The organism is Kitasatospora cineracea (assembly GCF_003751605.1).
Classification (GTDB): Bacteria; Actinomycetota; Actinomycetes; order Streptomycetales; family Streptomycetaceae; genus Kitasatospora; species Kitasatospora cineracea.
In genome coordinates this window covers 5,553,067-5,579,603 of record NZ_RJVJ01000001.1, presented here as the reverse complement: position 1 = coordinate 5,579,603, position 26,537 = coordinate 5,553,067, and the positions used below count along the sequence as shown (strand labels likewise).

At 74.2% G+C, this 26,537-nt stretch carries 23 protein-coding genes and 1 pseudogene; 12 read left to right on the top strand and 12 right to left on the bottom strand.

Translation table 11 applies throughout. From position 1 onward, the window contains the following. Positions 1-121: 121 nt before the first annotated feature. From EDD39_RS25035 to EDD39_RS25020, 4 genes and pseudogenes are all read right to left on the bottom strand, one after another. A complete protein-coding gene (locus EDD39_RS25035; protein WP_123559534.1) occupies positions 122-886 on the bottom strand; it encodes a bestrophin-like domain in 765 nt (254 codons plus the stop codon). A 109-nt stretch (positions 887-995) separates the two neighbouring features. After that, a complete protein-coding gene (locus EDD39_RS25030; RefSeq protein ID WP_123559532.1) occupies positions 996-1,865 on the bottom strand; it encodes a hypothetical protein in 870 nt (289 codons plus the stop codon). A 252-nt stretch (positions 1,866-2,117) separates the two neighbouring features. Continuing rightward, a pseudogene (locus tag EDD39_RS25025) lies at positions 2,118-3,523 on the bottom strand (family 2B encapsulin nanocompartment shell protein). A 459-nt stretch (positions 3,524-3,982) separates the two neighbouring features. Continuing rightward, positions 3,983-4,255, bottom strand: a complete 273-nt coding sequence (locus EDD39_RS25020) for a hypothetical protein (protein WP_123559530.1) — start codon at positions 4,253-4,255, stop codon at positions 3,983-3,985. Positions 4,256-4,747: 492 nt separating this feature from the next. On the opposite strand from EDD39_RS25020, the gene EDD39_RS25015 reads away from it, so the two are divergent. Continuing rightward, positions 4,748-4,972, top strand: coding sequence for a hypothetical protein (locus EDD39_RS25015; protein WP_123559528.1), 225 nt, complete (start codon positions 4,748-4,750; stop codon positions 4,970-4,972). A gap of 134 nt (positions 4,973-5,106) precedes the next feature. On the opposite strand, the gene EDD39_RS25010 is transcribed toward EDD39_RS25015, so the two are convergent. Next, positions 5,107-6,051, bottom strand: a complete 945-nt coding sequence (locus EDD39_RS25010) for an esterase/lipase family protein (protein ID WP_123559526.1) — start codon at positions 6,049-6,051, stop codon at positions 5,107-5,109. A 485-nt stretch (positions 6,052-6,536) separates the two neighbouring features. Here EDD39_RS25010 and EDD39_RS25005 point away from each other — a divergent pair, with 485 nt between their 5' ends. Continuing rightward, positions 6,537-7,718, top strand: a complete 1,182-nt coding sequence (locus EDD39_RS25005; protein ID WP_123559524.1) for a PucR-like N-terminal domain-containing protein — start codon at positions 6,537-6,539, stop codon at positions 7,716-7,718. 181 nt (positions 7,719-7,899) lie between these two features. Then, positions 7,900-9,306, top strand: a complete 1,407-nt coding sequence (locus tag EDD39_RS25000; RefSeq protein WP_123559522.1) for a serine hydrolase domain-containing protein — start codon at positions 7,900-7,902, stop codon at positions 9,304-9,306. Between the two features lie 69 nt (positions 9,307-9,375). Here the strand turns inward: EDD39_RS25000 and EDD39_RS24995 are convergent, their stop codons facing one another. After that, positions 9,376-10,602 (bottom strand): FAD-dependent oxidoreductase, encoded by a 1,227-nt coding sequence (locus tag EDD39_RS24995; RefSeq protein WP_123559520.1) that lies wholly within the window; start codon positions 10,600-10,602, stop codon positions 9,376-9,378. 165 nt (positions 10,603-10,767) lie between these two features. On the opposite strand from EDD39_RS24995, the gene EDD39_RS24990 reads away from it, so the two are divergent. After that, entirely contained in the window at positions 10,768-11,553 is a 786-nt protein-coding gene (locus tag EDD39_RS24990) for a TetR/AcrR family transcriptional regulator C-terminal domain-containing protein (protein WP_123559518.1), read from the top strand. Positions 11,554-11,802: 249 nt separating this feature from the next. Next, the gene (locus EDD39_RS24985) at positions 11,803-12,363 is read left to right on the top strand and encodes a hypothetical protein (protein WP_123559516.1); all 561 of its coding nucleotides are present in this window, start codon (positions 11,803-11,805) and stop codon (positions 12,361-12,363) included. 36 nt (positions 12,364-12,399) lie between these two features. Here the strand turns inward: EDD39_RS24985 and EDD39_RS24980 are convergent, their stop codons facing one another. Beyond that, positions 12,400-12,852, bottom strand: coding sequence for a hypothetical protein (locus EDD39_RS24980; RefSeq protein ID WP_123559514.1), 453 nt, complete (start codon positions 12,850-12,852; stop codon positions 12,400-12,402). 208 nt (positions 12,853-13,060) lie between these two features. Here EDD39_RS24980 and EDD39_RS24975 point away from each other — a divergent pair, with 208 nt between their 5' ends. Further along, the gene (locus EDD39_RS24975; RefSeq protein WP_123559512.1) at positions 13,061-13,507 is read left to right on the top strand and encodes a hypothetical protein; all 447 of its coding nucleotides are present in this window, start codon (positions 13,061-13,063) and stop codon (positions 13,505-13,507) included. Positions 13,508-13,641: 134 nt separating this feature from the next. On the opposite strand, the gene EDD39_RS24970 is transcribed toward EDD39_RS24975, so the two are convergent. After that, positions 13,642-14,157 carry a MarR family winged helix-turn-helix transcriptional regulator gene (locus EDD39_RS24970; RefSeq protein ID WP_123559510.1) on the bottom strand — a complete coding sequence of 172 codons (516 nt, stop codon included), beginning with the start codon at positions 14,155-14,157 and terminating at the stop codon, positions 13,642-13,644. Position 14,158: 1 nt separating this feature from the next. Then, a complete protein-coding gene (locus EDD39_RS24965; protein WP_123559508.1) occupies positions 14,159-15,919 on the bottom strand; it encodes an MFS transporter in 1,761 nt (586 codons plus the stop codon). 233 nt (positions 15,920-16,152) lie between these two features. On the opposite strand from EDD39_RS24965, the gene EDD39_RS24960 reads away from it, so the two are divergent. Beyond that, positions 16,153-16,791, top strand: a complete 639-nt coding sequence (locus EDD39_RS24960; RefSeq protein WP_123559506.1) for a LysE family translocator — start codon at positions 16,153-16,155, stop codon at positions 16,789-16,791. Between the two features lie 282 nt (positions 16,792-17,073). Here EDD39_RS24960 and EDD39_RS24955 read toward each other — a convergent pair whose 3' ends face one another. Next, positions 17,074-17,619: a GNAT family N-acetyltransferase gene (locus EDD39_RS24955; RefSeq protein ID WP_123559504.1), complete on the bottom strand. Its 546-nt coding sequence runs from the start codon at positions 17,617-17,619 to the stop codon at positions 17,074-17,076. A 158-nt stretch (positions 17,620-17,777) separates the two neighbouring features. Here EDD39_RS24955 and EDD39_RS40370 point away from each other — a divergent pair, with 158 nt between their 5' ends. Beyond that, complete coding sequence (locus EDD39_RS40370; RefSeq protein ID WP_123559502.1) at positions 17,778-18,218, top strand: hypothetical protein; 441 nt, start codon at positions 17,778-17,780, stop codon at positions 18,216-18,218. Positions 18,219-18,298: 80 nt separating this feature from the next. Here EDD39_RS40370 and EDD39_RS24945 read toward each other — a convergent pair whose 3' ends face one another. Next, on the bottom strand, positions 18,299-19,543 hold the full coding sequence (locus tag EDD39_RS24945) for a cytochrome P450 family protein (RefSeq protein ID WP_162870123.1): 1,245 nt from the start codon (positions 19,541-19,543) through the stop codon (positions 18,299-18,301). Positions 19,544-19,881: 338 nt separating this feature from the next. Then, the gene (locus EDD39_RS24940) at positions 19,882-21,903 is read right to left on the bottom strand and encodes a beta-galactosidase (RefSeq protein ID WP_123559500.1); all 2,022 of its coding nucleotides are present in this window, start codon (positions 21,901-21,903) and stop codon (positions 19,882-19,884) included. Between the two features lie 268 nt (positions 21,904-22,171). Here EDD39_RS24940 and EDD39_RS24935 point away from each other — a divergent pair, with 268 nt between their 5' ends. From EDD39_RS24935 to EDD39_RS24920, 4 genes are all read left to right on the top strand, one after another. Then, positions 22,172-23,494 carry an extracellular solute-binding protein gene (locus EDD39_RS24935; RefSeq protein WP_123559498.1) on the top strand — a complete coding sequence of 441 codons (1,323 nt, stop codon included), beginning with the start codon at positions 22,172-22,174 and terminating at the stop codon, positions 23,492-23,494. Positions 23,495-23,607: 113 nt separating this feature from the next. After that, entirely contained in the window at positions 23,608-24,537 is a 930-nt protein-coding gene (locus tag EDD39_RS24930) for a carbohydrate ABC transporter permease (RefSeq protein ID WP_123559496.1), read from the top strand. Between the two features lies 1 nt (position 24,538). Then, on the top strand, positions 24,539-25,435 hold the full coding sequence (locus EDD39_RS24925) for a carbohydrate ABC transporter permease (RefSeq protein ID WP_123559494.1): 897 nt from the start codon (positions 24,539-24,541) through the stop codon (positions 25,433-25,435). 54 nt (positions 25,436-25,489) lie between these two features. Then, entirely contained in the window at positions 25,490-26,536 is a 1,047-nt protein-coding gene (locus EDD39_RS24920) for a LacI family DNA-binding transcriptional regulator (RefSeq protein ID WP_123559492.1), read from the top strand. The last annotated feature ends 1 nt before the right edge of the window (position 26,537 follow it).

The window sequence follows — 26,537 nt, the reverse complement described above, 5'->3', positions numbered from 1 at the left end:
ACCGCTCCGGCACGGCTCGCGCCACCCGATGCTCCGGCTGCCCGGTCGGTTCCGTTCACCGGAGCGGCAGTCGGCACACCGAACCGGACACCTGCGACCGGCCCGGTGACCTGACGGGTGGTCAGCTACCGAGGAAGGGGAACAGGTTGAGGAACGGGTCCGTGGTCACCGAGACGCCGCGCCCGAACGGGTCGTCGAAGTCCCAGATCAGGAACAGCAGGAACCCGATCAGCGCGCTGAAGGTGCCGGCCAGGATCAACTCCCGCCGCGAGCGCCCGATCTGGAGCGCGAACAGCATGCCGATGGTCACCACGGCGCCGATCACCAGGCCGAACCAGACCACCCCGGGCATGGTCGGGCCGACGTTGCCGCCGCGCGAGGTGCGGGTCTCGTCGGCGACGGCGATCTTGTCCATCATCGCCTGGTACGCCTGCGCCTCGATGTCGTTCTGCGGCGCCCGCTCGGCGACGTCGGTGCGCAGTTTGGCGAGCAGTTCGGTGCCCTCGGGGCTGATCTCCCCGTGGGTGCGCATGTAGTGCCACTCGGTGTTGACCACGAACGAGACGTAGTTGTCGACGTCCTTCTCGACCACGCCGCGGTAGTCGGCGGGGAACACCTCGGCCCGGGCGCTGACCTCGTGCAGCGACTGGGCCTCGGCCTGCACGTCGTCCTGCGCGGCGGACCGGGACTCCCAGACGCCGGCGATCGCCAGGCCCAGCACGATCGCGTAGACCACGCCGATCATCATGGTGATGTACTCGATGACGTCGGGCGTCTCCGAGGTGTCCTCGTCCCGGTCGCTCTTGCGGTGTCTCACCAGCACGACCACGACGACGACCAGGCATGCCCCGGCCATTGCGAGGGCGAGTGCCAGCCATTCGGACATGACGGGTCCTCTCCTGAACTGTTGGGGTGGTCCGGCCCGGAGGGTCCGGCCGGAACGGTGCTTCGCGGGGCCTCGCCCACGCGGAACGGTTCGGTTGCCTGACGGCGCGTCAGGAGCGGCCGCGGCGTCCGGCGCCGCCGGACTTCCCGCGCGGGCGCAGCGCGGCGGCTGCGAGCACGGCGGGGACGGTGACCACCAGCATCCTGGTGGTGGTCGGGGTGCCGCGGTGCCGCGGCGCCGGGGCGGGCAGCGGGGGCGGCGGCAGGTGGACGACCGCCCGGGGTGCGGGCCCGCTGGGTGTGGGGCTCGGCGCGGGGGTGGTCGGCGTGGCGCTGGGCGTCGGCGCGGGCGGTGGCGCCGCGTCCGGGGCGGGCGCGGGCCGGACGGGGGTCCCCGCCGGGGGTGCGACCGGGGTCGGGGGCGGGGGCGAAGCGGGTGTCGGCACGGGGGTCGGCGCCGGCTTCGGGGTGGGTGTCGGCTTGGGCGTCGGGCTCGGCGTGGGGGTGGGTGTCGGCTTGGGCGTCGGGGTGGGCTTCGGCGTCGGGGTGGGGGTGGGGGTGGGCCTGGGGTGGCAGTGGTGCCCGTGCCCGTCCCCGTCCTCCCCGTGGTCGTCTCCCCCGCCGTGCCCCTTCCCCCCGTGGTCGCCCTGGCCCCCGTGGCCGTTCTGGTTCCCGTGGCCGTTGCCGCCCTGCGGGTGGAGCGGGACGCTGGCCCCGCCGCCGGCGTTCACCTCGACGTGCACTCCGGCGGCGTCGACCGAGGTGTGCACCTTGACGCAGATGTCGAGCCGGTGGTCGTCGGCGCGGGTGCGGGCGGCGGACGCGGCCTGGGTGGCGCCGGTGAGCACCGCGCAGACCACGGCGACGCCTGCCAGGGCCGCGGCGGTGCGGGCTCCGGTGCGGGCGCCGCCGCGGACCCGGGCGCGTAAGGCCGCCGCCTCCGTTCTGCCGCCCGCGGGCGGTCGGTCGTTGCGCTGCATGGGCGTGGTCCAACCTTCCGGTGGCTGTGCACGATGGGACGTGTGGACTGCGGGGCTGCCGGACTGCGGTGGATCGCGGCCGACCCGGCCGGAGCGCAGTCGAGGGCGCGTCGGAGGGATCGGGCCGTTCCGACTGCGGGGGCAGCGGGTGCTGCTCCTGCAGAAACGGCTCGGCATGATCAATCCGACGCACCCTCAACGTGGTGCGCCGCCGTTTGGTTACGGCCGGCGGCAGCCGTCAGTGCGGGCCGCTCAGCGGTGCGCGATCTCCACGTTCTCCAGCACGCCGAGCGCGTCCGGGACCAGGATGGCCGCCGAGTAGTAGGCGGTGACCAGGTAGTTGATCACGGCCTTCTCGTCGATGCCCATGAAGCGGACCGACAGGCTGGGCTGGTACTCGTCCGGGATGCCGGTCTGGTGCAGGCCGATGACGCCCTGGTTGTCCTCGCCGGTGCGCAGCACCAGGATGGAGCTGGTGTTCTCCGGGGTGATCGGGATCTTGTTGCAGGGCAGGATCGGGACGCCGCGCCAGGCCGGGACCTTGTGGCCCTGCATGTCGACGGTGTCGGGGTACAGGCCGCGGGCGTTGAACTCCCGGCCGAGGGCGGCGATCGCCTTCGGGTGGGCCAGGAAGAACTCGGAGTCGCGGCGGCGGCTGAGCAGCTCGTCCAGGTCGTCGGGGTGGCCGGGCCGGAGTGGGTCTGGATGCGCTGGTTGAAGGCGCAGTTGGCGAGCAGGCCGAAGTCCCGGTTGTTGATCAGCTCGTGCTCCTGGCGCTCGCGCAGCGCCTCCACGGTGAGCTTGAGCTGCTGCTCGATCTGGTTCATCGGCTGGTTGTACAGGTCCGCGACGCGGGAGTGGACCCGGAGCACGGTCTGCGCGATGGAGAGCTCGTACTCGCGCGGCTTGAGCTCGTAGTCGACGAACGCGGTGGGCAGCAGGTGCTCGCCCTCGTGGCCGGCGGACATGGCGATCTCGGCCTCGCCGAGCTCGTTCTGCCGCTGGAGCGGGAGGCTGGCGAAGTCGCGGATGTGGGCCTGGAGGCTCTCGGACTGGGCGAGCACGGCCTCGAAGTCGGTCCGGCTGAGGGTCAGCAGGGTGCCGGGGGTCTTGGCGGTGGCGGTGTAGTCCCAGGTGGCGTCGGCGTCGAGCAGGGCGTTCTCGCCGAACCGGTCGCCGTCGCCGAGCACGCCGACCACCGCGTCGTCGCCGTACTTGCCGGTGGAGACCTGGTTGATCTTGCCGTGCGCGACCAGGTGGATCTTGTCGGACGCGGTGCCGCGCTCGACCAGCACCTCGCCGGCCCGGAACTCGCGCTGCTGGCAGCGGTCGGCCAGGGCGGTGAGGACGTCTTCGTCCTCGTAGCCGCGCAGCAGGGCGAGTTCGCCGAGCTCCCGGGGGATCACCCGGACGTTGCTGCCGGTCTGGATGAATTCGATCCGGCCGTCGCCGACCGTGTAGGTCAGCCGGCGGTTGACCCGGTAGGTGCCACCGGAGGTCTGCGTCCACGGCAGCATCCGCAGCAGCCAGCGGGAGGTGATCTCCTGCATCTGCGGCGCGGACTTGGTGGTGGTCGCCAGGTTGCGGGCCGCGGCGGTGGTGAGGCTGGTCTGCTGGCGCTGGGCCTGCTGAGTCTCCGGGCTGCTGTCCACGGACATCGGGCCGGGCTCTCCTTCGTCTCGCACGGGATCTGACGCACCGTCAGATCCGTGGGTGTGTTGGTGCTCTGAGGGGGTACGGGTAAAGAAAGGGGAAAGTGCCGACGGAGTCGAGAAGTGGGCTGTCCGCCGCACTCGCTGCCGCGCTCACCGCCGCCTCCGGAACACTAGATCGTTCCGGCCCCCGCAACGCCCGCGCGGCCCCCTCGTGCACCCGATTAGGTGAACCTTGGCCCGTGGAGGATTGGCGGCGCCGACCGCGGGCCATGCGGTCGCGCCACCCCTCGGGCCACCCCCCTGACCACCCCGGACCGCCCCCTGCCTGCGCCGGTGCCCGTTCGGGTGCCGGACGTGCGAACGCCCCCGGCGGGCGGGGGCGTTCAGGGGCTCGGGAGGGGCGCGCACCGGCGGGGCGGCCCACGGTCGACCGCCGGGCGCGCGCGGCGGGCGTCCGCGCGGTCAGCCCACCGCGTCCGGCGCACCCTGCGGGTCGGCCAGGCCCCGCGGGCCGGCCGGGCCGTGCGGGTCGGGCGCGCCCCGCCGGGCCCGCTGCAGCCCCGCCAGGAATGCGGAGGCGGCGTCGTACCCGAGCGCGATCCGCCGCCGGACGGTCTCGAGTTCGGCACGAGTGGAGGCCACCGGTCCGTGTCCGGCCTTCACCAACTCGTCCTCGCCGCTGGGCAGCACGTGCACGGTCACCCCGGACCGGTGCCGGGCGATCTCGGCCTCCACCGCCGCGCGCCGAGCCGTTCGCCGAGCCGTGTGCCGGACCATCCGCCAGACCGTCCATCACCTTCGCCACCTGCCTCCGGGTCCGTCCCCCGCGGTCGGGCCGACCGGCCCGCGCGGCATCGCCAAGCGCTGCGTCGCGCTGGAGCCCGGGCTGCGGGCCCTGCTGCGCGGCATCCCGCTCGCCCTGTTCCGCTGGGACCGGGCCGGACGCGCCGCCGCCCTGGCCGAACTCACCGCGCAGAGACGGTCGTTGGGCCCCGGCGAGGCGCTCTGGCTGTCCCCCGAGGGCACCAACTACAGCGCGGCCCGCCGGTCCGCCTCGATCGCCCGGCTGCGCGCCCGCGGGCAGCACGCGCTGGCCGATCGGGCCGAGGCGATGCCGCACCTGCTCCCGCCGCACCTGCCCGGCGCGCTCGCCGTGCTGGCCGCCGCCGCCCCGGCACCCAGGTCCTGGCCTGCGGCCACACCGGCCCCGAACGCCTGCTCCCCTGGATGCTCGGCCCCGGCTACGCCCCCGGCCCCGGCGACCTGGTCCGCCTGCGCTGGTGGACCTTCCGCGCCGACCGGGTCCCCACCGATCCCGCCCGCTTCGCCGACTGGCTCTACGACCGCTGGCACCACCTCGACACCTGGATCGCCGCCACCACCGACCCCGCCGCTCCGCACCGCCCCCACACCCACACCCACACCCACACCCAGGACCTCGACCCGGCCTGAGCCCGGGTACCACCGCTCCGCCTCCGCCCGCGGCGGGGTCCGGCCTCCGAGCCGCCGGACCCCGCCGCTGCCACTGCCCCCTGCCCCTGCGCCTGCGCCTGCGCCTGCGCCCTGCCGTCCCCGCGTCCCGTCCGTTACAGCAGCGGCCCGGTCACCGGCAGCACCACCTGGCACGGCACCGCCCGCGGGTGCGCCGGGTCCAGCGCGTTCAGCACGTCCGTCAGCGCCACCGGGTCGTAGCCGATCTCCAGGTGGTCGGTGGCGTCCAGCCCGCACTGGTCCTGGAGCAGGATGTTGGTGACGTGCGGGCCGGGCGGGAGGAAGGAGTTGGTGTACGGGGTGACCACCTCGTCGTACTCGGTGGCGATCACGGTGTACTCGACACCGGGCACCGTCCCGCCGCCGGCGTTCAGCGCGGTGAGGAACGGCGAGCCGATCTCCTGCTCCACGCAGGCCTGGCAGGGAACGGAGAGGAAGTCGTTGGCGGGCTCCAGGATGCCCAGCCTGCGGCCGAGTTCGGTGATGCCGTCCAGGGTGGTGCCGTAGTTGCTGGGGGCCAGCGCGACCAGCTTGCCGACCTTCGCCGCGCCGCCGAGGTTCTTCAGGTAGTAGCGCGGCAGCATCCCGCCCTGCGAGTGCCCGACCACGTCGACCTTGGCGGCGCCGGTCGCGGCCAGCACCCGGTCGACGAACGCGGCCATCGTCCGCGCCCCGTCGGCGATCGACCCGGTGCCCTGGATCGGTGAACCCGCGCTCGGGCCGCCGTAGTTGAAGGCGTAGACGCAGTAGCCCTGGTTGGCCAGCAGCGGGGCCGCGCCGCCCCAGTTGTCGTTCTGGTTCTCCAGTGTGCCGTGCACCAGCACCACCGGGTCCGGGTGGGCCGCGGACGGCCGGCAGGACCAGTCGTTGGCGCCGTCCGGGCTGCTCCCGGGGAAGAAGAAGCCCTTGACGAAGCCGATCGAGAAGTGGGTCTCCACCGGCCGGCTCCCGCTCGCCGCCGCGGGCTGGGTCCCGGCGGCCAGCAGTCCCGCTGCCGCCAGGGCCGCGAGCAGTGCCACCCGTACGCTGTTTCTCCGCATTCCGCACACCTTCCGCTTCGTCGTCAGCGCCGTCGTCCGCGGCGTCTCCGCGCCGTGGTCCGCGGTGCGGGCCGTGTCGTCGTCCGTTTCGGGCCGTGCCGTCGTCCGTTTCGGGCCGTGCCGTCGTCCGTTTCGGTCCGCACCTTCGCCCGTGCCGCCGCCGGAATTCCTCCGGGGCGCCGAGCTTTCCCGGGTTGCCATGAAGCTAGGATCGGCCTGACCCGCCGTCAACACGCGGGGCGCGTGTCGGGGGAAAGTCCATCCGCGGGTGCCAGGAATTCCGTCCCCCCTCCGGCGGGACTGTCACCGGCGTCAGTGTTTCCGTCCGCGCCGGGCGCCGTGACGGGCCGCAAGCTTGCGCCGAACCTATTGACCGGCGGGTAACCCCGCCGCATACTCCCCCTGTCCCGACGGCACCGGCCGCGCCTCCGCCGGAACGCCGGCGGGCCCGGACGGACGGATTATCGCTACTTGGAGGAGCGGAATTGGGCGGACCGTGGGAGGCGCTTCCCCGCGATTTCTCCACCGAACTCAGAGCCGAACAGCAATCCCTCGCGGCCGAGATCATCCGGGAGATCAGATCCGCCGTCCCGGAATTCTCCCGGCCGCTCTCCGGGCAATTCGGCACCGGAATCCAGCAGGGCGTGGAGACCGCGCTGGCCGAGTTCACCGACCGGGTCGCGGGGCTGCCCGCGCCCGGCCCGCGCCAGTTGCGGGTGTACCGCTCGCTCGGCCGCGGCGAGCTCTCCGAGGGACGCAGCCTGGACGCCCTGCAGGCCGCGTTCCGGCTCGGCGCCCGGATCGCCTGGCGCCGGTACGCCCGGGTGGCCCGCCGCCGCGGGCTGGCCGCGGAGCAGCTGGTCACGCTGGCCGAGGCGGTGTTCGCGCACATCGACGAGGTCGCCGCGGCCAGCGTGCAGGGCTACGTGGACGCCCGCACCGACCGGGCCGGTGCGCTCGGCCGGGCCCGCCACCGGCTGCACGACCTGCTGCTGGCGGGCGCCGACCCGGCCGAACTCGCCGCCGCCGCCCGGCTCGCGGACTGGCCGCTGCCCGCGCAGGTCGCCGCCGTCTCGCTCGACCCGCGCCCCGCGTCCCGGCCGCCCGGCCCGCCCCCGGCCCGGCTGCCCGAGCACGTGCTGGCCGGCCTGGACGTCCCGCAGCCGCACCTGCTGCTGCCCGACCCGGCCGCGCTGCTGACCGACCCCCAGCTCGCGGCCGCGCTGCACGGGCGCGGCGCGGTGATCGGCCCGGTGGTGCCGCCCGCGCTGGCCGCGCAGTCGCTGCGCTGGGCCCGGCTGGTCCGGGCGTCCCTGCCGGAGCCGCCGCAGCGCCCGGTCGACTGCCGCGAGCGCTACGCGGACCTGCTGCTGCTCACCGACCCCGCGCTGGTCCGGCTGATCGCCGACCGCCGCCTGGCCCCGCTCGCGCCGCTCACCCCCAAGCAGCGCGACCGCCTCGCCGCCACCCTGCTCGCCTGGCTGCAGACCGGCCGCGGCACCGCCCCCGAGGTCGCCGCCCGGCTCGGCATCCACCCGCAGACCGCCCGCCAGCGCCTGCACCGCGTCCACCAGCTCTTCGGCCCCGCCCTCACCTCCCCCGACACCCGCCTCGAACTCGAGATCGCCCTGCGCGCCACCTCCCCCACCGCACCCGGACACCACTGAGCCCGGAGACCCGCTGAGCCCGGAGACCCGCGACGGCGGCAACCCCACTGGGGGACTGCACAGGATCGGGCCGGAGACCACCGGCTGATCCTCCCGGCACCGCCCTCCCCGGCCCGGCGTCATCCGTTCGTCGGCGCAGCACTAGCATCGGCCCGGTCGACGCAACGGGAGGGGTCGCAGGATGCTGAACGGACTGGACGGGTTCGGTTCGCTGGACGGGCCGGGTGGGCTGGACGGGCCGGGTGGGCTGGACGAGGTGTGCGGGCGGGTGCTGGCGGAGACCGGCTGCCCGTCGGTGAGCGTGGCCGTGGCGGCGGGCGAGGAGCTGGTGCTGGCCCGGGCGTACGGGTGGGCGGACGTCGCGGCGGGGCGGGCGGCCACGCCCGGGACGGCGTACGGGCTGGCCTCGACGACCAAGGCGTTCACGGCGCTCGCGGTCTGCCTGGCCGCGGACCGGGGCCTGCTGGACCTGGACGCGCCGCTGCCGGCCGGGTTCGGCCGGACGGCGCCGACGGTGCGTCAACTGCTGCAGCACCGGGGCGGGTTCCCGTCCTACTACGACTTCGCCTACTCCGCCCCGGGTTCCTCGGACGCCCCGGGGGACGCGGTCGACATCGAGCACTACCGCCGTCAACTGCACGAGCCGGGCGCCGAGTTCGAGTACGCCAACCTCGGCTACCAGGAGCTGGCCCGGCTGCTGGAGGCCGTCACCGGGCGGGAGTTGGGCACGCTGCTGCGGGAGTGGGTCGCCGAGCCGCTCGGGCTGGCGGGCTTCGCCTTCGGGCCGGTCCACCCGGGGCCGGCGCCGTCCGCGGTGCGGTACACGCCGGACGGGCGGGCGTACCCGCCGTGCCACACCGGGCACCCGGCGGCGACCTCCGGTTGGGCGACGGCCGGCGACGTCGCGCTGTTCGCCCGCCGGGCGCTGGGGTTGCTGAAGCCGGAGACCGCCGCGGCCGTCCACGACGCGCCCGCGATCTTCGCCCCGGAGAGCCTCGGCTACGGGCTGGGCCGGGTCGTCCAGCGGACGCCGGACGGGTCGGTGATCGGCAGTCACGGCGGCGGGATGGGCGGCGTCGCCGCGATGATGCTCGACCTGCCCGGGCGCGGGCTGTCGCTGGCCGTCCTGGCCAACTCCACCGACAAGACCGCCCGCAACGCCGTGGTCGAGTACCTGACGGGCGTGCTGGCCCCCGGGTTCGACCCCCGGCACTTCGCCCCGGCGGTCGAACCCGCCCGGCCCTTCACCCTGTCCCCGGGCAGCTGGTCCGGCCGGATCACCGCCCACGACACCACTGTCCCGCTCGGCCTCACCGTCCAGCCGGACGGCCTGGTCGAAGTCCGGCTGGCCGACCACCCGCCGGTCACCGTCCCGGCCCTCGCCTCCGACCGCTGGGACGTCCGCCTCGACACCCCGCTGCAACTGCCCACCTCCGACGCCCGGCTCGCCGGCCCCGCCACCGGCCTCGAACTGCGGCTGCGGGACGGTGACTTGACCGGCCGGGCGGTCGCCTACAAGAGCGGCGACCGCGAGGGCTTCCTCGGCTCCTACCTCCCGCACCCCTGCGAGCTGCGCCGCGACCGCTGAGCCCGGCCTCCTGTCCGGCCTCCCGTCCGGCCTCTCCCGTCCGGAGCCCCTTCCCCCCTCCTCTCCGGGCTACCGGGCCGCGGCCCGGTCGTCCTCGCCCCGGAAGAACGCGGCGATCCGGGGCGCCCCGGCCGGGGAGGTGATCATCTCCAGGATCCGGGCCGATTCGGCGGCGACCCGGGTGGTGCGGGTGAACATCTCCTCCTCGTAGGCGTGCAGGGCGGCGTCCGGGTCGTCGGGGGTGGCGGCGAGCGCGGTGGCGAGCTCCAGGGCGTCGCGCATCGCGGCGTTGGCGCCGTGGCCGACGGGGGGCATCAGGTGGGCGGCGTCGCCGAGCAGGGTGAGGCCGGGGCGGTGCGGCCAGCGGAGGCCGACCGGGAGGGCGGTGAGGGTGCGGGGGGTGAGCGGGCCGGTGCAGGCGGCGATCAGGGCGCGGCACTCGGGCGTCCAGTCGGCGAACAGCGGGAGCAGCGCGGCCCGGGCCGCGTCGGGGTCCTCGAACGGGATGCCGCAGGTGGTGAGCCAGTCGGGGGCCCGGTGGGCGGGGCCGTAGAAGGTCAGGCCGATCCGGGCGGAGCCGTCGCTGCAGCGCTGGGCGACCAGCGAGTGGCCGTCGCCGACCACCCAGTAGCTGCCGCGGCCGACGACGGCGGCGAGGTCGGGGCGGGTGCGGTCGAGGTCGGGGATCGCGCCCTCGACGGTGTTGACGCCGAGGTGCCGCGGGGTGGCGTCGGTGAGCAGCGGCCGGAGCCGGGAGTGCGCGCCGTCCGCGCCGATCACCGTCCGGTGCTCGGCCCGGCTGCCGTCGGCGAACTCCAACTGCCAGCCGTCTCCGCCGTCTCCGCCGTTGCCGTCGCCGGAGGTCGCCGTGCGCAGGGCGCGGCCCCAGGCGACCGTTCCGGGCGGGAGGGAGTCGAGCAGCAGGTCGCGCAGGTCGGTGCGGTCGATCTCGGGGCGGAGCGCGGGCGAGTCGTCCGGGGTGTCGTCGCGGTGCAGGACGGTGCCGGTGTGGTCGAGCAGCAGCATGTCCTCCCCCTCCGGGCGGGCGTGTCGGCGGAACGCCTCCGTCAGGCCGGCCGCGCGCAGGGCGCGCTGCCCGGTGTCGGCGTGCAGGTCGAGCGTGCCGCCCTGGGTGCGGGCCGCCCGCCCGGCGTCGCGTTCGTACACCGTGACGCGGACGCCGCGCATGGTGAGCAGCCGGGCCAGCGTCAGCCCGCCCGGTCCGCCACCGACGATCGCCACGTCCGCCGTGCTCGTGGTGTCCGTGGTGTCCGTCGTTTTCGTGGTGTTCGCCATCTGCTGTCGTCCCCCTCGTCCGCCCGGCTCTTCGATACACCGTATCGACTCGATACACTGTATCGCAACGACCCCCGTATCGTGTTCCCGCACACCGCCGGCACCGCCCGCGCCCCGCCTGCACCACCTCGCGCCACCTCGCGCCACCGAACGGAGACCGCCCCCATGACGCCCCGTCACGATGCCGACTCCGGGTCCGCCGCCGACTCCACCATCGGGTCCACCGCCGGATCCGGGCTGGTCTGGGAGCGTCCGGAGCCGCCGGCCCGGCCGACGCCGGGGCCGCTGAGCCGGGCGCTGATCGTCGGGGCGGCGCTCGAACTGGCCGATGCCGACGGGCTGGAGGGCGTGTCGATGCGCCGGGTCGCGGCGGCCCTGGAGGTCGGCCCGATGCGCCTGTACGGGTACGTGGAGACCAAGGCCGAGCTGCTGGAGCTGATGGTGGACGCGGTGTACGCGGAGATCGCCCCCGGCCCGGCCGGTGTCCGCCCCGCGCCGCCGGAGCAGTGGCGGCAGCAGCTGCGCACCATCGCCGGACGGCACCGGGCGGCCGCCCTGCGCCACGAGTGGTTCACCCAACTGCTGGGCGGACGACCGCACTTGGGGCCGAACGCGCTGGCCGCCCTGGAGTCCGTGCTGGCCGCCGTCCGCGGCATCCCGGGCTTCGCCGGGCGGCCGACGCTGGTGCAGCAGGCGGCGGGCGTGTTCCACGCCTACCTGGCGGGCCGGCTGCGGGTGGAGGTGGCGCAGCGCCGGGAGGAGCGGACCGAGGGGTACTCGGACGCCGACTGGCAGCGCGCGATGGGCCCCTACCTGGTGCGCGTCCTGGCGGCGGGGCGGCACCCGGCACTGGCGGAGGTGATGGCCGAGGCCGAACACCTGCCCCGGGGCGAGGAGTTCGCGGCCGGGCTGGAACTCGTCCTGGACGGGATCGCCGCACAGGTGTCCTGATCGGCGGCCCCGATCGAACACCTCCGCGAACGTCCCCGGCCAACGCCGCCCCCGCGACCGCCGCGCTCCGGCCATTCCCCGCCCCGCCCGCACCGTGGCGGAACTTCCGCTTGCCGAACGGAATCCGCCCCCGCGACCCTGGTGCACGCTGCCCCGCCGCCCCGTCCCGCCCCGCTGTCCGGCCGGGACGGGGCCGCCCGGGCCCGCGCACCCCGTCCCGCCACCGCCGTCACCCCCTGGAGGGCTGCCGTGCCCCGTACCGGACGTGCCACCACTCTCGCCGCCCTGGCCGCACTGTCGGCCCTCCTGCTCGGCAGCGCCTCACCGGCCGCGCAGGCCGCCCCGGCCTCGCTCGCCACCATCAACTGCACCGGCTGGACGTACACCACGTACAGCCCCGGGCTGACCCACACCGTGCGGCCGACCACCGTGACGGTCGACGGCAACCTGAACGTGACCGGCCCGCACAGCCCCACCGGCAGCTGCCTGGCCGTCGGCTCGACCGCGAGCGCCGGGGAACGGAACGTCACCGCGCTGCTGGAGCTGAGCTGCGACCAACTGCTCACCGAGGCCGGCGTGGAGACCGTCCACTGGAACAACGGCACCAGCAGCAGCTTCCCGTTCACCGCGACGGTGGCCCGCGGCCTGGCCACCACCGTGATCACCGAGACCGGCACCGTCACCTCGGGCGAGTTCCTCGGCGGCGCGGTGGTCGAGACCTTCACCGCCCCCAACCTGGACCTGCTCGCCTGCGACAGCCCCGCCGGCGCGACCACCCTGAACTTCGCCACCGTCCTGACCGTCCTCTGACCCCGCCCGCACTCGAACCCCGCTCACGCGCCGCCGTCAGAGCGCCTTGACGAACAGCGGCTCCGCCGCGAGCAGATCGGGTCGGCCGGGGCGTGACAGCACGACCGCCACCTTGTCCTCGAAGTCCCGGTGGTCGAGGACCTGTTGCCAGGTCACGCCGGTGCACAGCGTGGTGATCGTCGCCCTCCCCTCCCGCAGCGCCCCGCCGGAGGTCCCGATGACCGTGCTGTGCCCGTCGATCAGGTAGGCGTGGAAGGAACCCTCCGCGCCGTACCCCCGGAAGGTCACCCCGACCGACTCCTCCCCCAGCGGCACCGCGGACACGGCCAGCCGGTTCGGATCCTCCTGACCGCTCACCTGCTGACCGCAAGCCTTAACGGCCTCGGCCACCTCGACCGATGCACCGGGACCCGCGTCCGCGGCCTGCTGCCCGCAGGCGGCCAGGAGCAGCAGGGGCAGGACGAGTACGGCGGCGGCAGGTCGCTTCAACGTGTCTCCTCGGAACGGGCGAACGGGCCCGGGTGAGCGGGGTCTGGCCGGCCCGGTTCGGGGCCGCGGCAGTCAGATGCGCGGATCCGGCCGCCGGTTCCACGGGTTCGGGATCCTGTGCCCCGGCCCGTCGGCCCGTCGGCCCGCTGTCCACCCGGCCCGTGGCAGGATGATCCCTTCCCGGTGGCGGACCAGGAGGTGGCGGGGCGTGGACGGAGGGCGGCGGGATCGGCTGCGGGCGGCGGCGATCCGGTGGGCGGTGCTGGTGATCGGGCTGGTGGTGCTGCTGGCGGGGGTCGGTTACGCGATGCCGGGGTGGGCGGTGGCGCACGGGGCCGGGGACCGGGGGGTGTTCACGGTGACCCGGGAGGCGGTGGACTGCGGCCGGTGCGTGGTGGAGGGGACGTTCACCCCGGACGACCCGGCCCGGCCCGCGCTGGCCCGGGCGAACGTGATGGGCCACCTGCCGGCCGCCCGGCTCGGCGAGCAGTCGCCCGCGGTGGGCTACCAGGGCGCGGTCTACCCGCCGGGCGGCGACGGCGCCTGGCAGCGCGGCGCGGCCCTCGCCGGCGCCGGGCTGGCCGCCCTGCTGCTGTGGACGTGGCTGGTGCTCCGCCGCCGGTCCTCGTCGGCCACCGTCCGACCGGACGCCTGAGCGTCTGAACGCCCGAGCGCCTGGCCGGAAGCCCGACCTGACACCTGACCGGACGCCGCCGCCCGGGGCTCGCGGTGGAGTCCCGGGCGGCGGTGCCCGACGAACCGGCGTGCGGCCGGCGGCCGTTCGGACGCTCAGAGGTCGAAGGAGACCAGCCGTTCCAGTACCGGCAGGGCCGCCATCAGGGTCCGGCGTTCCGGCTCGGTGAGTGCGGCGGTGCGGCGGGCCAGCAGCTCGGAGCGGCGGCGGCGGATGTGGGCGAGCAACTCGACGCCCTCCGGGGCGAGTTCGACCAGGGCGGAGCGGCCGTCGCTGGGGTCGGGTACGCGGTTGACCAGCCGGGCTTCGACCAGCGAGGCGACGGTGCGGGTCAGCGACGGGGCCGCGACCCGTTCCATCGCGGCGAGTTCGCCGAGCCGGACCGGGCCGTGCTCTTCGATCCGGGCCAGCGCGGACTGCTGGGCGAAGGTGAACTCCTGCCGGTCGGAGGCCTGCATGAGGTGCCGGTTGAGGCGGGCGATCACCAGCCGCAGCCGCGCCACCTCCGCCGGATCGAGCCCGCTCTCGCCGGCATCGCCCTGACCGACGCCGCCTCGGCCCTCGTCGTCCCGGCCCACCGCCGAACTCCCCTGCCGCGCCGTCTCGTTCATCTCACGCCGCTCCCCGGGACACCGCGGAGTCCCCGTCCGGCGCGGCGGCCGCGCCGCCCTCGCCGCCAGGGTCGGCCGGGGCGGCCTTGGGGCCGCGCAGCAGCGAGGCCAGGGCGGCGACCAGGGACATGGCGATGGCGAGCGAGAAGACCACCATCAGGCCGTCGTGGAACGGGCCGGAGATCAGGTGCGGGAAGAACTCCCGTCCGGTGAGGGTCTGCGCGTTGGCGGCGGGCAGGCCGGAGAGCACCTGCGGGCCGAGCAGTTCGTGGATCGGGTTGTAGCCGAGGAAGGCCGCGAACAGCGTGCCGACGGGCGGCAGTTGGGCCACCGCGTGGGCGTCGGCCGGGGAGACGCCCTGGCCGGTGAGGCCGTCGGTGAGGGTCTGCGGGAGCGAGCCGGCCAGGCCGGCCACCATCAGCGAGAAGAACACGCCGATGGAGAGCACCATGCCGGCGTTCTGGAAGGTCGCCCGCATGCCGGACGCGGCGCCGCGGTCGGCGGCCGGCACGCTGGACATCACCAGCGCGGTGTTGGGTGCGGCGAACAGTCCGCCGCCGAGGCCGTTGAGGAACACCAGCAGAGCAAACCACACGTAGCCGAAGTCGGTGGGCAGCACCAGCAGCCCGGCGAACGAGGCGGCCATCACGACCAGGCCGCCGGCCGCGAACAGGCGGGCGCCGAAGCGGTCCGAGAGGTGGCCGGCGATCGGTCCGGCGGCGAGGAAGCCGACGGTGAGCGGCACCAGGTAGATGCCCGCCCAGAGCGGGGTCTGCTCGTACTCGTAGCCGTGCAGCGGCAGCCAGATGCCCTGCAGCCAGACGATCAGCATGAACTGCAGGCCGCCGCGGGCGATCGAGCCGAGCAGCGTCGCCAGGTTTCCGCCCGCGAACACCGGGTCGCGGAACAGGCGCAGCGGGAACATCGGTTCGGCGACCTTCGTCTCGATCACGCAGAACGCGACCAGCACGGCCGCGCCGCCGATCAGGCCGGTGAGCACCCAGGGGTTGGTCCAGCCCATGGTGTGGCCGCCGTACGGCTGGATGCCGTAGGTGATCGCGGCGAGCAGCGCGGTGAGGCCGACGGCGAAGCTGATGTTGCCCCACCAGTCGATCCGCCCGGGGCGGCGGATGCCGGTCTCGTGCAGCGAGCGGTAGGCCCAGAGGGTGCCGATGATGCCGATCGGGACGTTCACCCAGAAGATCGAGCGCCAGTTCCACTCGGCGAGGACGCCGCCGAGGACCAGGCCGATGAACGAGCCGGCGATCGCGGCGACCATGTTGACGCCGAGCGCCATGCCGCGCTGCCGGGCCGGGAAGGCGTCGGTGATGATGGCCGCGGAGTTCGCCATCAGCATCGCGCCGCCGACGGCCTGCACCACCCGCCAGCCGATCAGCCAGAGCGCGCCCCCGCCGCCGCCCATCGGGTCGAGCGAGAGGATCACCGAGGTGATCGTGAAGATCAGGAAGCCCGCGTTGTAGATCCGGACCCGGCCCCAGATGTCGCCGAGCCGTCCGAGCGTCACCACCAGCACCGCCGTGACCAGCATGTAGCCCATCAGCATCCACAGCAGGTAGCTGACGTTGCCGGGCTCCAGCGGGTTGAGGTGGATGCCGTTGAAGATCGCGGGCAGCGAGATCAGCACGATCGAGGAGTTGATCGTGGCGATCAGCATGCCGAGGGTGGTGTTGGACAGCGCCACCCACTTGTAGCGCGGGTGTTCCGCGCCGATCCACCGTTTCTTCGTGTCCACGTCCGCCATCTCCTGCCCGCCCCTTGGGAAGCCGTGATGATAGTTAGCTGATGTGAACTAAATTACTGCGCGGACCCCCGCCCCGGCCAGTCGTCCCGGATGCCGGACGGGAGCGAAGGCGTTGCGAGGAGCGGGAGTTGACGGGCCGTCAGTAAAGCTTTGGCAAAGCCTCGGCCGGGGGTGCGGGGGATCCGGGGAATAAGGGTTGGAAGGGCGCGGCTCCCCCGTGCTTGCATGAGCCCATGGTGTCCGCCGACCGTCTGCTCGCCTTCGCTGCCATGTCGTCCCTGCTGATCGTGATCCCCGGCCCGAGCGTGCTGTTCGTGATCGGGCGGGCGCTGGCCCAGGGACGGCGCGCCGCGCTGACCACGGTCGCGGGCAACACGACGGGCGCGTACGCCCTGGTCGTGGCCGTGGCGTTCGGGGTGGGCGCGGTGGTGGAGCGCTCGGTCCTGCTCTTCACGCTGCTCAAGCTGGCGGGGGCCGCCTACCTGGTGTTCCTCGGCGTCCGGGCGTGGCGCGAGCGCGGGTCGCTGCGGGCGGCGTTCAGCGCGGCGGGGGCTGCCCGGAGCGGCCTGCGGACGTTCTGGGAGGGGTTCACCGTCGGCGTGACCAACCCCAAGACCATCGTGTTCTTCGCCGCGGTGCTGCCGCAGTTCGTCGACCGCGGCCAGGGCCGCGTCCCGGCGCAGATGCTGCTGCTGGGCCTGGTCTTCAACCTCATCGCCGTGGTGTCCGACATGGCCTGGGGCCTGGTCGCGGCCACCGCCCGGGACTGGTTCGCGCGCTCGCCCCAGCGGCTCTCCCTGGTCGGCGGGGCCGGCGGGATCGCCATGATCGGACTGGGCGTCACCGTCGCCGCGACGGGCCGCAAGGACTGACCCGGCCCCGGCGGACACCTCGCACCAGAGGTCCACCGGAGGCAGGGCGGCGGCGCCCAGGTCCGGGCGGTACCGGCCGAAGCGGGCGCCGTCCTCGCCGTGCCCGGGCCCGCTGCGGGCGAACCCCGCGGGTGAACCCCGTCGGACGGGCTCGCTTCACGCATCCCGCGATTTTCCACGCCGGAACCGCGCAGCACCATCGGATTCCGCGCGGCACCACGCGGGTGCGGACGCGGTCCGCCGGGGGTCGGTCGGCCGCCACCGGCCGCCACCGGCCGCCCCTCAGCCGAGGACGAGTTCGCGCTCGACGGAGGAACCGTCGCCCGGGACGGGGACGGTGCGGCCGCTGCGGGTGAAGCCGATCTTCCGGTAGAAGGCCTCGGCCCGGTGGTTGTCCTGGTGCACGTAGAGGCGGACGCGGGAGACCTTCGGCTCGTCGAGCTCGTGGGCGAACGCGATCGCCGCGTCGAACAGGGCCCGGGCCAGGCCGGTGCCGCGCTGCTCGGGGCGGACGAACACGCCCACCAGGTGGGCCTGGTCGACGTCGGTCGGGGCGCCGAGGGCGTCCGCGTGGCCGGCCCGCTCGATCAGCACCGTCACCGATCCGTCCCAGCCGCCGTCCGCCCGCTCGGCGACGAACTGCTGCGCGACCGTCTCGCCCCGGGAACCGGCCGCCCGCTCCTGCCAGTGCTCGTCCGGTCTGGCGGCGGCGTTGTCGTACGTGTCCAGGAAGGCGATCCTCGCGACCGGGTCCCGCAGGGCCGCCAGCCGCAGTTCCTTGGCCTGTCGCCAGTCCTCGCCGGTCACGGCTCGTATCACGTGGTCCATGGACGGATCATGGGCGGGCCCGGGGGTCGGGGCAAGCGGTTTTCGGGCGGCCGCGCAATCCGCTCGCCCCGGCCCGGGCCGTCCGGGAGGATGGCGGCTCCGGGCTCCGGGCTCCGGGCACCGGGCTTCGGGCACCGGACACCGGGACGGGAGGCTCCGTGCGCACCCCCTACTACTACTTCGACCTGGCCGGGACCTCGCGGGACCCCGCGGTCCTGCGCGAACTGGCCGGATCGGAGTACCCGTTCGTCCGGCAGGCGGTGGCGGCCAATCCGTGCACGCGGGCCGACGCGCTGTTCGCCCTCGCCACCCGCTGCCGCGACGTCCCGGCCGAGCACGGCCCGTGGAACGACAACGCCCTGCTGCTCCTGCTGGCCGGGCATCCGGCGGCGGACCGTCCCGCCCTGCTGGTCGTCCTGGACGCCGCCGCCGCCCGCCTCACCGCCGCCGCCCGCCCGTACGCCGCCGTACTGGCCCTGGCGGGGCGCCCGGAGCTGCGGCCGGCGGAACTGCTGCCCCTCGGCCGCCTCCCCGGCGCCTCCGCCCGCCTGCGCGGCGGCCTGCGCCGGGCGCTGGCCGACCGGCTGGACGGAGGCTGACCGGGGGCCGGTCCGGGGCTCGGGGCCGGTCCGGGGCTCGGGGCCGGTCCGGGGCTCGGGGTCGGTCCGGGGAGGGCCGGTCAGGGGCGGCCGTGGAGCAGGACCGGGAGTTCGCGCGGGCCGTTGGAGATGAAGGACTCGACCGGGCGCAGTTCGTCGGCGGGGACGGCGAGGGCGAGGTCGGGGAAGCGGTCGAAGAGGGCGGCGAGGGCGATCCGGGATTCCAGGCGGGCGAGTTCGGCGCCCAGGCAGTAGTGGATGCCGTGGCCGAAGGAGAGGTGGTCGCGGCGGGTGGCCCGGGTGTGGTCGTACTCGGCGGCGTCGGCGCCGTGCAGGTCGGTGTCGCGGCCGGTGGCGAGGAAGTTGACGACCAGCAGGTCGCCGCGGGCGAAGGTGAGGCCGGTGGCCTCGTCGTGGATGTCCTCGACGGCGAAGCGCGGGAGGATGTTGGCGACCGGCGGCTGGTGGCGCAGGGTCTCCTCGACGGCGTCGGTCCAGCGCTCCGGGTCGGCCCGGACCCGGTCGAGCTGGTCGGGGTGGGTGAGGAGCTGGACGACGGCGCTGCCGAGCAGGTTGACGGTGGTCTCGTGGCCGGCGCCGATGAGCAGCAGCAGGCTGTCGAGGAGTTCGCGTTCCCCGAGGGTGGTGCCGGTCTCCTCGTCGCGGGCCTGGATCAGGGCGCTGGTGACGTCCTCGCCGGGGTTCTTGCGCTTGGCCTCGACCAGCAGGGCGAGTTGGACGTAGACGGCCTCGCCGTTGCGGACGGACTCCTCGGGGCCGGTGCCGGTCTCGAAGAGCCGGCCGACCGTGGAGCGGAACGCGTCGTGCATCTCGTCGGGCACGCCGAGCAGGGTGTTGACCACCATCAGCGGGAGCACCCAGGTGAATTCGGCGCGCAGGTCGACGGTGCGGCCGGGCGGGTGGGCGGCGAGGCGGTCGAGCAGGTCGGCGGCGATCCGTTCGATCCGGGGGGCGAGGGCGCGGATCCGGCGGGCGGTGAAGGCGGGGCCGATCAGGCGGCGCAGCCGGCCGTGCTCGTCGCCGTAGGCGGTGAGGGCGTTGCGGACGTCGGTCCACATCCGCAGCTGCCAGTCGGCGGGTATCTCGCCGGCCAGGTCGGCGGTCCAGTGCTGGTGGGCGTCCTTGGAGACCCGGGGGTCGGTGAGCAGGCGCTTGATCAGGGCGGGGTCGGTGACGGACCAGGCGGGGACGCCGCCGGGGAGTTCGATGGGCGCGGCCGGGCCGGTGGCGCGCAGGGCGGCGGTCTCGCCGTGCAGGTCGGTGCCGACCGGGTCGAGTCGGTACGGGCAGCGCTGAGTGTCCATCAGGTGGCCTCTCCGGTGCAGGGGGTGGTCCTCGGTGCACCGGCCGGACCGCCCTGTTCGGACGGCCCGGCCGGATGATCGTTTCGGACTGTACCTGTCACCTTGCGCCGCCGTACCCGGTTTCCCGACGCATCCGGCCCGCACCCGGCCCGCCCCGCCGGCCTTGAGCCGACCTCGGCCCGGACTCGGCCCGACCTGGTGCCCGTCTCGGGCCCGCCTGAAGGCCCGTCCGAAGACCCGTCCGAAGACCCGTCCGAAGACCCGTCCGAAGACCCACCTGAAGGCCCGTCCGAAGACCTGCCCGAAGGCCCGCCCGTTACAGATCCGGGCCCCGCGCGTCAGTACCGGACGACCCGGGTCTCCCCCGCGGGCACCGCGAGCACGTCCCGGACGTCCGCCCCGGTGAGGAGTTCGGTGCCGGGCCCGGCCAGTGGGAGGTCCGCGGCGGCGGCGCCGTGGTTGACGGCGAAGAGGTACCGGCCGTGCTCGCCGACCCGTTCGACCACCTCGAGGTCGTGCGGGAGCCGGCGTTCGGGCAGGCCGGCCTCGGCGGCGGCGGCGCGCAGCACCCGGGCCAGTCCGTCGCCGTCGAGGCGGGCGGAGACGTACCAGGCCCGGCCCGAGCCGAGGGCGTGCCGGGTGACGGCGGGTCCTCCGGTGGTGGGGCCGTCGGCGTAGTGCCAGAGCGTCTCGGCGCCTTCGGGCCGCACGAACTCGGTCCACGCCTCGGCCCGCAGCGGCGGCTGCCCGTCGCCCTCCAGCCGGACGGCGGCGCCGGCCCGCAGCGGGGCGAACTCCTCGACGGTGAGGCCGAGGACCTCGCGCAGCGCGCCGGGGTGCGGGCCGGGGTGGACGGTGTCGTGCTCGTCGACGATGCCGGAGAAGCAGGAGACGACCAGGGTGCCGCCGTTCTCGACGTACTGGCGCAGGTTGCGGGCGGCGGCCTCGGTGGTGAGGTAGAGGGCGGGGGCGACGACCAGCGGGTAGCGGCTCAACTCGGCTTCGGGGTGGGCGAAGTCGACGGTGAGGTGGGCGTCCCAGCTCGCGGTGTACCAGGCTTCGGCGCGTTCGCGGGCGTCGAGGTCGACGCTGGGGCGCCACTCGAGGCGCTGCGCCCACCAGGACTCCCAGTCCCAGAGCATCGCGGCGTCGGCCTGCACCAGGCTGTCGCGGATCTCCGCGAGCTTGCCCAACTCCTGTCCGAGCGCGACGACTTCGCGCCAGATCCGGCTGCTGGTGCCGGCGTGCGGGAGCATCGCGGAGTGGAACTTCTCGGCGCCGGAGCGGGAGGCCCGCCACTGGAAGAACATCGCGCCCTCGGAGCCGCGGGCGACGTGCGCGAGGCTGTTGCGGGCGAGTTCGCCGGGGCGCTTGACGAGGTTGCGGGGCTGCCAGTTGACGGCGCCGGTGGAGTGTTCGAGCAGCAGCCAGGGGCGGCCGCCGGCGACCGAGCGGGTGAGGTCGGCGGCCATGGCGAGGTTGATCTGGCTGCGCGGGTCCTCGGCGACCAGGTAGTGGTCGTTGGCGACCAGGTCGACCTCGCGGCCCCAGGCCCAGTAGTCCATGGACTGGCACTGGCTGAGCGCGGTCATGAAGTTGGTGGTGACCGGGATGCCGGGGGCGAGGCGGTGCAGCAGGTCGCGCTCGCGCTTGAAGTTGGCGAGGACCGCGTCGTTGGTGAACCGGGCGTAGTCGAGCTGCTGGGCGGGGTTGCCCGCGGTGGGGGTGAGCCGGGGCGGCTGGATGTCGTCCCAGCGGGTGTAGCGCTGGCCCCAGAACGCGGTGCCCCAGGCGGAGTTGAGCTCCTTGAGGGTGCCGTAGCGCTCGCCCAGCCAGCGCCGGAAGTGGGCGGCCGACTCGTCGCAGTAGCAGTCGCTGACCGGGACGCCGTACTCGTTGTGGACGTGCCACAGGGCGACGGCGGGGTGGGTGCCGTAGCGGCGGGCGAGCTGTTCGGTGATGGTGGCGGCGGCGTGCTGGTAGGCGGGCGAGCTGTGGCAGATCGCACCGCGGGAGCCGAACGCGTAGCGGGTGCCCTCGCGGGTGACGGGGAGCGCGTCGGGGTGGTCGCGGTAGAACCAGGCGGGCGGGACGACGGTGGGGGTGGCCAGGTCGGCCCGGATGCCGTGGGCGTGCAGCAGGTCGAGCAGGCGGTCGAGCCAGCCGAACTCGTACTGGCCGCGCTCGGGTTCGAGCAGGGCCCAGGAGAAGATCCCGACGCTCACCATGGTGACCCCGGCTTCGCGCATCAGCCGGACGTCCTCGGCCCAGACCTCCTCGGGCCACTGCTCGGGGTTGTAGTCGCCGCCGTAGGCGAGCGGGTCGAGTCCGAGCGGGCGGGGGTACCGCGGGTGATCCATGGGGGGCTCCATCGCGAAGAACTGTGAACGTGCACACCCTAATCGGTCCCGGGTGTCGCTTTGTCTCGCCCAGATAACCGTACGACCTCAGGGATTGACAAGTGTCTCCCGGGTTTCCGTACTGTGAACGTGCACAGCAGCGGACCGGGCCTCTCACCGGCCGCTTCGTCGCAGGCACCGCTCCCCCGGGCGGGCCGCCGCGCACCCCCTCGCCCGGCGGCCGACGCCCGGCCCCTCACTCGACATTCCGTGATCCCCGGGAGGATCCATGCACCGTCGCCTCGCCCTCGCCGCGGCCGCCGCCCTGTGCGGCACGCTCGTGCTGTCCGCGTGCTCGTCCGACGGCGGTTCCGGTGGTGCCGACGGCTCCGCCGGGGCGGCCTCCGGTCCGGTGAAGCTGACCTTCTGGTCCTGGGCGCCGAACATGGACAAGGTCGCCGAGGTCTGGAACCAGGCGCACCCGGACATCCAGGTCAGCGTGCTCAAGCAGGCCGGCGGCGACGACCTGGTCACCAAGACCATCACCGCCGCGAAGGCCGGCAACGCCCCGGACCTGATCCAGGCCGAGTACCAGGCGCTGCCGACGCTGGTCTCCAACGACGTGCTGGCCGACATCGCCAAGCAGGCGGGCGGCGCGAAGCCGCAGTTCGCGGACGGCGTGTGGAAGCAGGTCACGCTCGGCTCGGACGCGGTGTACGCGATCCCCGAGGACACCGCGCCGCTGGCCTTCTACTACCGGCAGGACCTGTTCGAGCAGTACGGCCTGAAGGTCCCCACCACCTGGGACGAGTTCGCCGCCACCGCCCGCGCGCTGAAGCAGAAGGCCCCGGACAAGGCGCTGACCACTTTCTCCGCCAACGACCCGGGCCTGTTCGCGGGCCTGGCCCAGCAGGCCGGCGCGAAGTGGTGGACCGCCGCGGGCGAGAGCTGGAAGGTGGCGATCGACGACGCCGCCACCAAGAAGGTCGCCGACTTCTGGTCCGGCCTGGTCAAGGACGGCTCGGTCGACAACCAGCCGATGTACACCCCGGCCTGGAGCAAGGCGCTCAACGATGGCACCCAGATCGGCTGGGTCTCGGCGGTCTGGGCGCCGGGCGTGCTGACCAGCTCGGCGCCGGACACCAAGGGCAAGTGGGCGGTGGCCCCGCTGCCGCAGTGGGAGTCGGGCGCCTCGGTGACGGGCAGCTGGGGCGGCTCGGCCACCGGCGTGACCACCGGCGCCGTGAAGTCCGGGCATGCCGACGCGGCCGCGAAGTTCGCCACCTGGCTGAACACCGACCCGCAGGCGCTGGCCGCGCTGGTGCAGCAGGTCAACATCTACCCGGCGGCGACCTCGGCCCAGACCGGCAGCCTGCTGTCGGCCGCTCCGGAGTTCTTCCCGAACCAGCCGGACTTCTACGCCAAGGCCGCGGAGATCGCCAAGGGCACCGCCCCGGCCGCCTGGGGCCCGAACGTGAACGTGGCGTACTCGGCGTTCAAGGACGCCTTCGGCAAGGCGGCGCAGGACAAGGGCGACTTCGGCGCGGCGCTGTCGACGATGCAGCAGTCCACCGTCGAGGACCTGAAGAAGAACGGCTTCAAGGTCGGCTGACCTCTCAGCACCGGGCCCCTCCGCCCGCCCCCGCTCGAACCCCCGGTCCGCCGCCCCGCCCGGCGGCGGACCGGGACACCCTCCCCCGCCCCTCCGGTCCCTTAGGAGCCGCCATGGCCTCCCCTCCCCCGCCCCGCCGCGCCCTCCGGCGCCGCGGTTCGCTCGCGCCGTACGGGTTCCTCGGCCCGGCGACCCTGCTGTTCACGCTGTTCTTCGCGCTGCCGATCGGCTTCGCGGTGTACCTGAGCCTGCGCGCCACCCGGGTGAAGGGCCTCGGCCTGGGGTCGCACGCCCGCACCGAGGTGTGGGCGGGGCTGTCCAACTACACCTCCGCGCTGGCCGACTCGGAGCTGCTGGCGGGCTCCGGCCGGGTGCTGCTGTACGGGGCGCTGCTGGTGCCGACGATGCTGGGCGCGGCGCTGTTCTTCGCGCTGCTGCTGGACGTGCCGCGGGTGCGGTTCGGGGCGTTCTCCCGGCTGGTGATCTTCCTGCCGTACGCGGTGCCGGGCATCGTGGCGTCGACCCTGTGGGGGTTCCTGTACCTGCCGCAGGTCAGTCCGGGCTACTACCTGCTGACCCGGGCCGGGATGAGCGGCCCGGACCTGCTGCACGGCGGCGGGCTGTACCTGGCGATGGCGAACATCGCGGTGTGGGGCGGCACCGGCTTCAACATGATCGTGATCTACACCTCGCTGCGGGCGCTGCCGGCCGAGCTGTACGAGGCGGCCCGGCTGGACGGCTGCTCGGAGCTGCAGGTCGCACTGCGGATCAAGATCCCGATGGTGGCGCCGTCGCTGGTGCTGACCTTCTTCTTCTCGATGATCGCCACGCTCCAGGTGTTCGCCGAGCCGATGACGCTCAAGCCGCTGACGAACTCGATGAGTTCGACCTGGTCGCCGCTGATGAAGGTGTACCGGGACGCGTTCGTGCAGGGCAACATCTACTCGGCGGCGGCCACCTCCGTGGTGATCGCGGCGGCCACCCTGCTGCTCTCCTTCGGGTTCCTGAAGCTGGTCAACAAGCGTGCCAACGGAGGCAGTTGAGATGAGTACCACCACCGCTGCGGCCCCCCGCCGGACCGCCCCCGCGCTGCCCCCGAAGGCGTCCGCACCGCGCCGCACCGCCTGGACGCCGACCCTGCTCCTGCTGCTGGGCGCGGTGTACTGCCTGGTGCCGGTGGTGTGGGTGGTGACGGCGGCGACCAAGAGCCGCCAGGAGCTGTTCACCACCTTCACCTACGCGCCGGGCACCGGCTTCTGGGACAACCTGACCGAGCTGTCCTCGTACCGGGGCGGCGTGTACTGGCAGTGGATGGCCAACTCGGCGCTGTACGCGGGCGCGGGCGCGCTGCTGTCGGCGGCGGTGTCCGGCCTGACGGGCTACGCGCTGGCCAAGTACCGCTTCCGGGGCCGCTCGACGGTCTTCAACGTGCTGCTGGCGGGCGTGCTGATGCCGCCGATCACGCTGGCGGTGCCGCAGTACCTGCTGATGTCGAAGGCGGGCCTGGCGGACAGCTACTGGTCGGTGCTGCTGCCCAGCATCCTGTCCCCGTACGGCATCTACCTGTCCCGGATCTACGCGGAGGCGGCGATCCCGGACGAGGTGGTGGAGGCGGCCCGGGTGGACGGGGCGCGGGAGTGGCGGCTGTTCCGGAGCGTGGCGCTGCCGATGATGGTGCCGGGGCTGGTGACGGTGTTCCTGTTCCAGTTCGTGGCGATCTGGAACAACTTCCTGCTGCCGTACATCATGCTCGGCGACGACCACAAGTTCCCGGTCACGGTGGGCCTGTACTCGCTGCTCCAGCAGGGCGCGAACGAGCCGGCCCTGTACACCCTGGTGATCACCGGCGCGCTGCTGTCGATCCTGCCGCTGATCGCCCTGTTCCTGGGCATGCAGCGGTACTGGCGGGTCGACCTGCTGTCCGGCGCCGTGAAGTCCTGACGGGCCGCCACTACAGTGACCCCGACACCTCGATCTGCAAGGACCTGCATCCCGATGACGGAACCAGCGCCCCGCGGCCGGGCGGCCGGACGGCCGAAGCGCCCGCCGACCATCCACGACGTCGCCGCGGTGGCGGGCGTCTCGCGGGGCACGGTGTCCCGGGTTCTCCAGGGCGGGCACAACGTCAGCCCGGCCTCGCAGCAGGCGGTGGAGGCGGCGATCGCCGAGCTCGGGTACGTGGTGAACCGGGCGGCCCGCAGCCTGGTGACCCAGCGCTCCGGCTCGGTGGCGTTCCTGCTGACCGAGCCGCAGGAGCGGTTCTTCGAGGACCCCAACTTCACCACCCTGCTGCGCGGTTGCACGGCGGCGCTGGCCGAGCACGACATCCCGCTGCTGCTGATGACGGCGGGCGACGACGCGGAGCGCCGCCGGGTCACCCGCTACCTGGCGGCGGGCCACGTGGACGGGGTGCTGCTGGTCTCCTCGCACCGGGGCAACCCGATGATCGAGCACCTGCGCGAGGCGGACATCCCGATGGTGTGCTGCGGCCGCCCGCTGGGCCAGCGCGGCCGGGTCCCGTACGTGGCGGCGGACGACCGGGAGGGCGCCAAGGACCTGGTGCGCCACCTGCTGGAGTCCGGCCGCACCAAGGTCGCCACCATCGCGGGTCCGCAGGACACCCCGGGCGGCGTGGAGCGGCTGTCCGGCTACCGCGAGGTGCTCGCCGAGTACGGCCTGCCGGTCGACGAGCGGCTGATCGCGGCCGGCGACTACAGCCGGGCCGGCGGGGAGGCCGCGATGCGCGAACTCCTGCTGCGTGAGCCGGAGTTGGACGCAGTGTTCGTGGCCTCCGACCTGATGGCGGACGGCGCGCTGTCCGCTCTCGGGCACGCCGGCCGCCGGGTGCCCGAGGACGTCGCGGTGGGCGGTTTCGACGACTCCCCGGTCGCCCTGGGCACCCGTCCCCCGCTGACCACCATCCGCCAGCCCTGGGACCGGATCTCCGCCGAGATGGTCCGCCTGCTGCTCGCCCGGATCGCCGGCGAGGAGGCCCCGACGGTGATCCTGCCGACCGAACTGGTGGTCCGCGGCTCGGCCTGAG

Coding starts and splice junctions, on each gene's coding strand:
- EDD39_RS24920 (WP_123559492.1), top strand. CDS start 25,490: ATGACGGAACCAGCGCCCCGCGGCCGGGCGGCCGGACGGCCGAAGCGC.
- EDD39_RS24960 (WP_123559506.1), top strand. CDS start 16,153: ATGGTGTCCGCCGACCGTCTGCTCGCCTTCGCTGCCATGTCGTCCCTG.
- EDD39_RS24955 (WP_123559504.1), bottom strand. CDS start 17,619: ATGGACCACGTGATACGAGCCGTGACCGGCGAGGACTGGCGACAGGCC.
- EDD39_RS24945 (WP_162870123.1), bottom strand. CDS start 19,543: ATGGACACTCAGCGCTGCCCGTACCGACTCGACCCGGTCGGCACCGAC.
- EDD39_RS24990 (WP_123559518.1), top strand. CDS start 10,768: ATGACGCCCCGTCACGATGCCGACTCCGGGTCCGCCGCCGACTCCACC.
- EDD39_RS24970 (WP_123559510.1), bottom strand. CDS start 14,157: ATGAACGAGACGGCGCGGCAGGGGAGTTCGGCGGTGGGCCGGGACGAC.
- EDD39_RS25035 (WP_123559534.1), bottom strand. CDS start 886: ATGTCCGAATGGCTGGCACTCGCCCTCGCAATGGCCGGGGCATGCCTG.
- EDD39_RS25000 (WP_123559522.1), top strand. CDS start 7,900: ATGCTGAACGGACTGGACGGGTTCGGTTCGCTGGACGGGCCGGGTGGG.
- EDD39_RS24995 (WP_123559520.1), bottom strand. CDS start 10,602: ATGGCGAACACCACGAAAACGACGGACACCACGGACACCACGAGCACG.
- EDD39_RS25010 (WP_123559526.1), bottom strand. CDS start 6,051: ATGCGGAGAAACAGCGTACGGGTGGCACTGCTCGCGGCCCTGGCGGCA.
- EDD39_RS24965 (WP_123559508.1), bottom strand. CDS start 15,919: ATGGCGGACGTGGACACGAAGAAACGGTGGATCGGCGCGGAACACCCG.
- EDD39_RS24940 (WP_123559500.1), bottom strand. CDS start 21,903: ATGGATCACCCGCGGTACCCCCGCCCGCTCGGACTCGACCCGCTCGCC.
- EDD39_RS25015 (WP_123559528.1), top strand. CDS start 4,748: ATGCTCGGCCCCGGCTACGCCCCCGGCCCCGGCGACCTGGTCCGCCTG.
- EDD39_RS24935 (WP_123559498.1), top strand. CDS start 22,172: ATGCACCGTCGCCTCGCCCTCGCCGCGGCCGCCGCCCTGTGCGGCACG.
- EDD39_RS24925 (WP_123559494.1), top strand. CDS start 24,539: ATGAGTACCACCACCGCTGCGGCCCCCCGCCGGACCGCCCCCGCGCTG.
- EDD39_RS25030 (WP_123559532.1), bottom strand. CDS start 1,865: ATGCAGCGCAACGACCGACCGCCCGCGGGCGGCAGAACGGAGGCGGCG.
- EDD39_RS24930 (WP_123559496.1), top strand. CDS start 23,608: ATGGCCTCCCCTCCCCCGCCCCGCCGCGCCCTCCGGCGCCGCGGTTCG.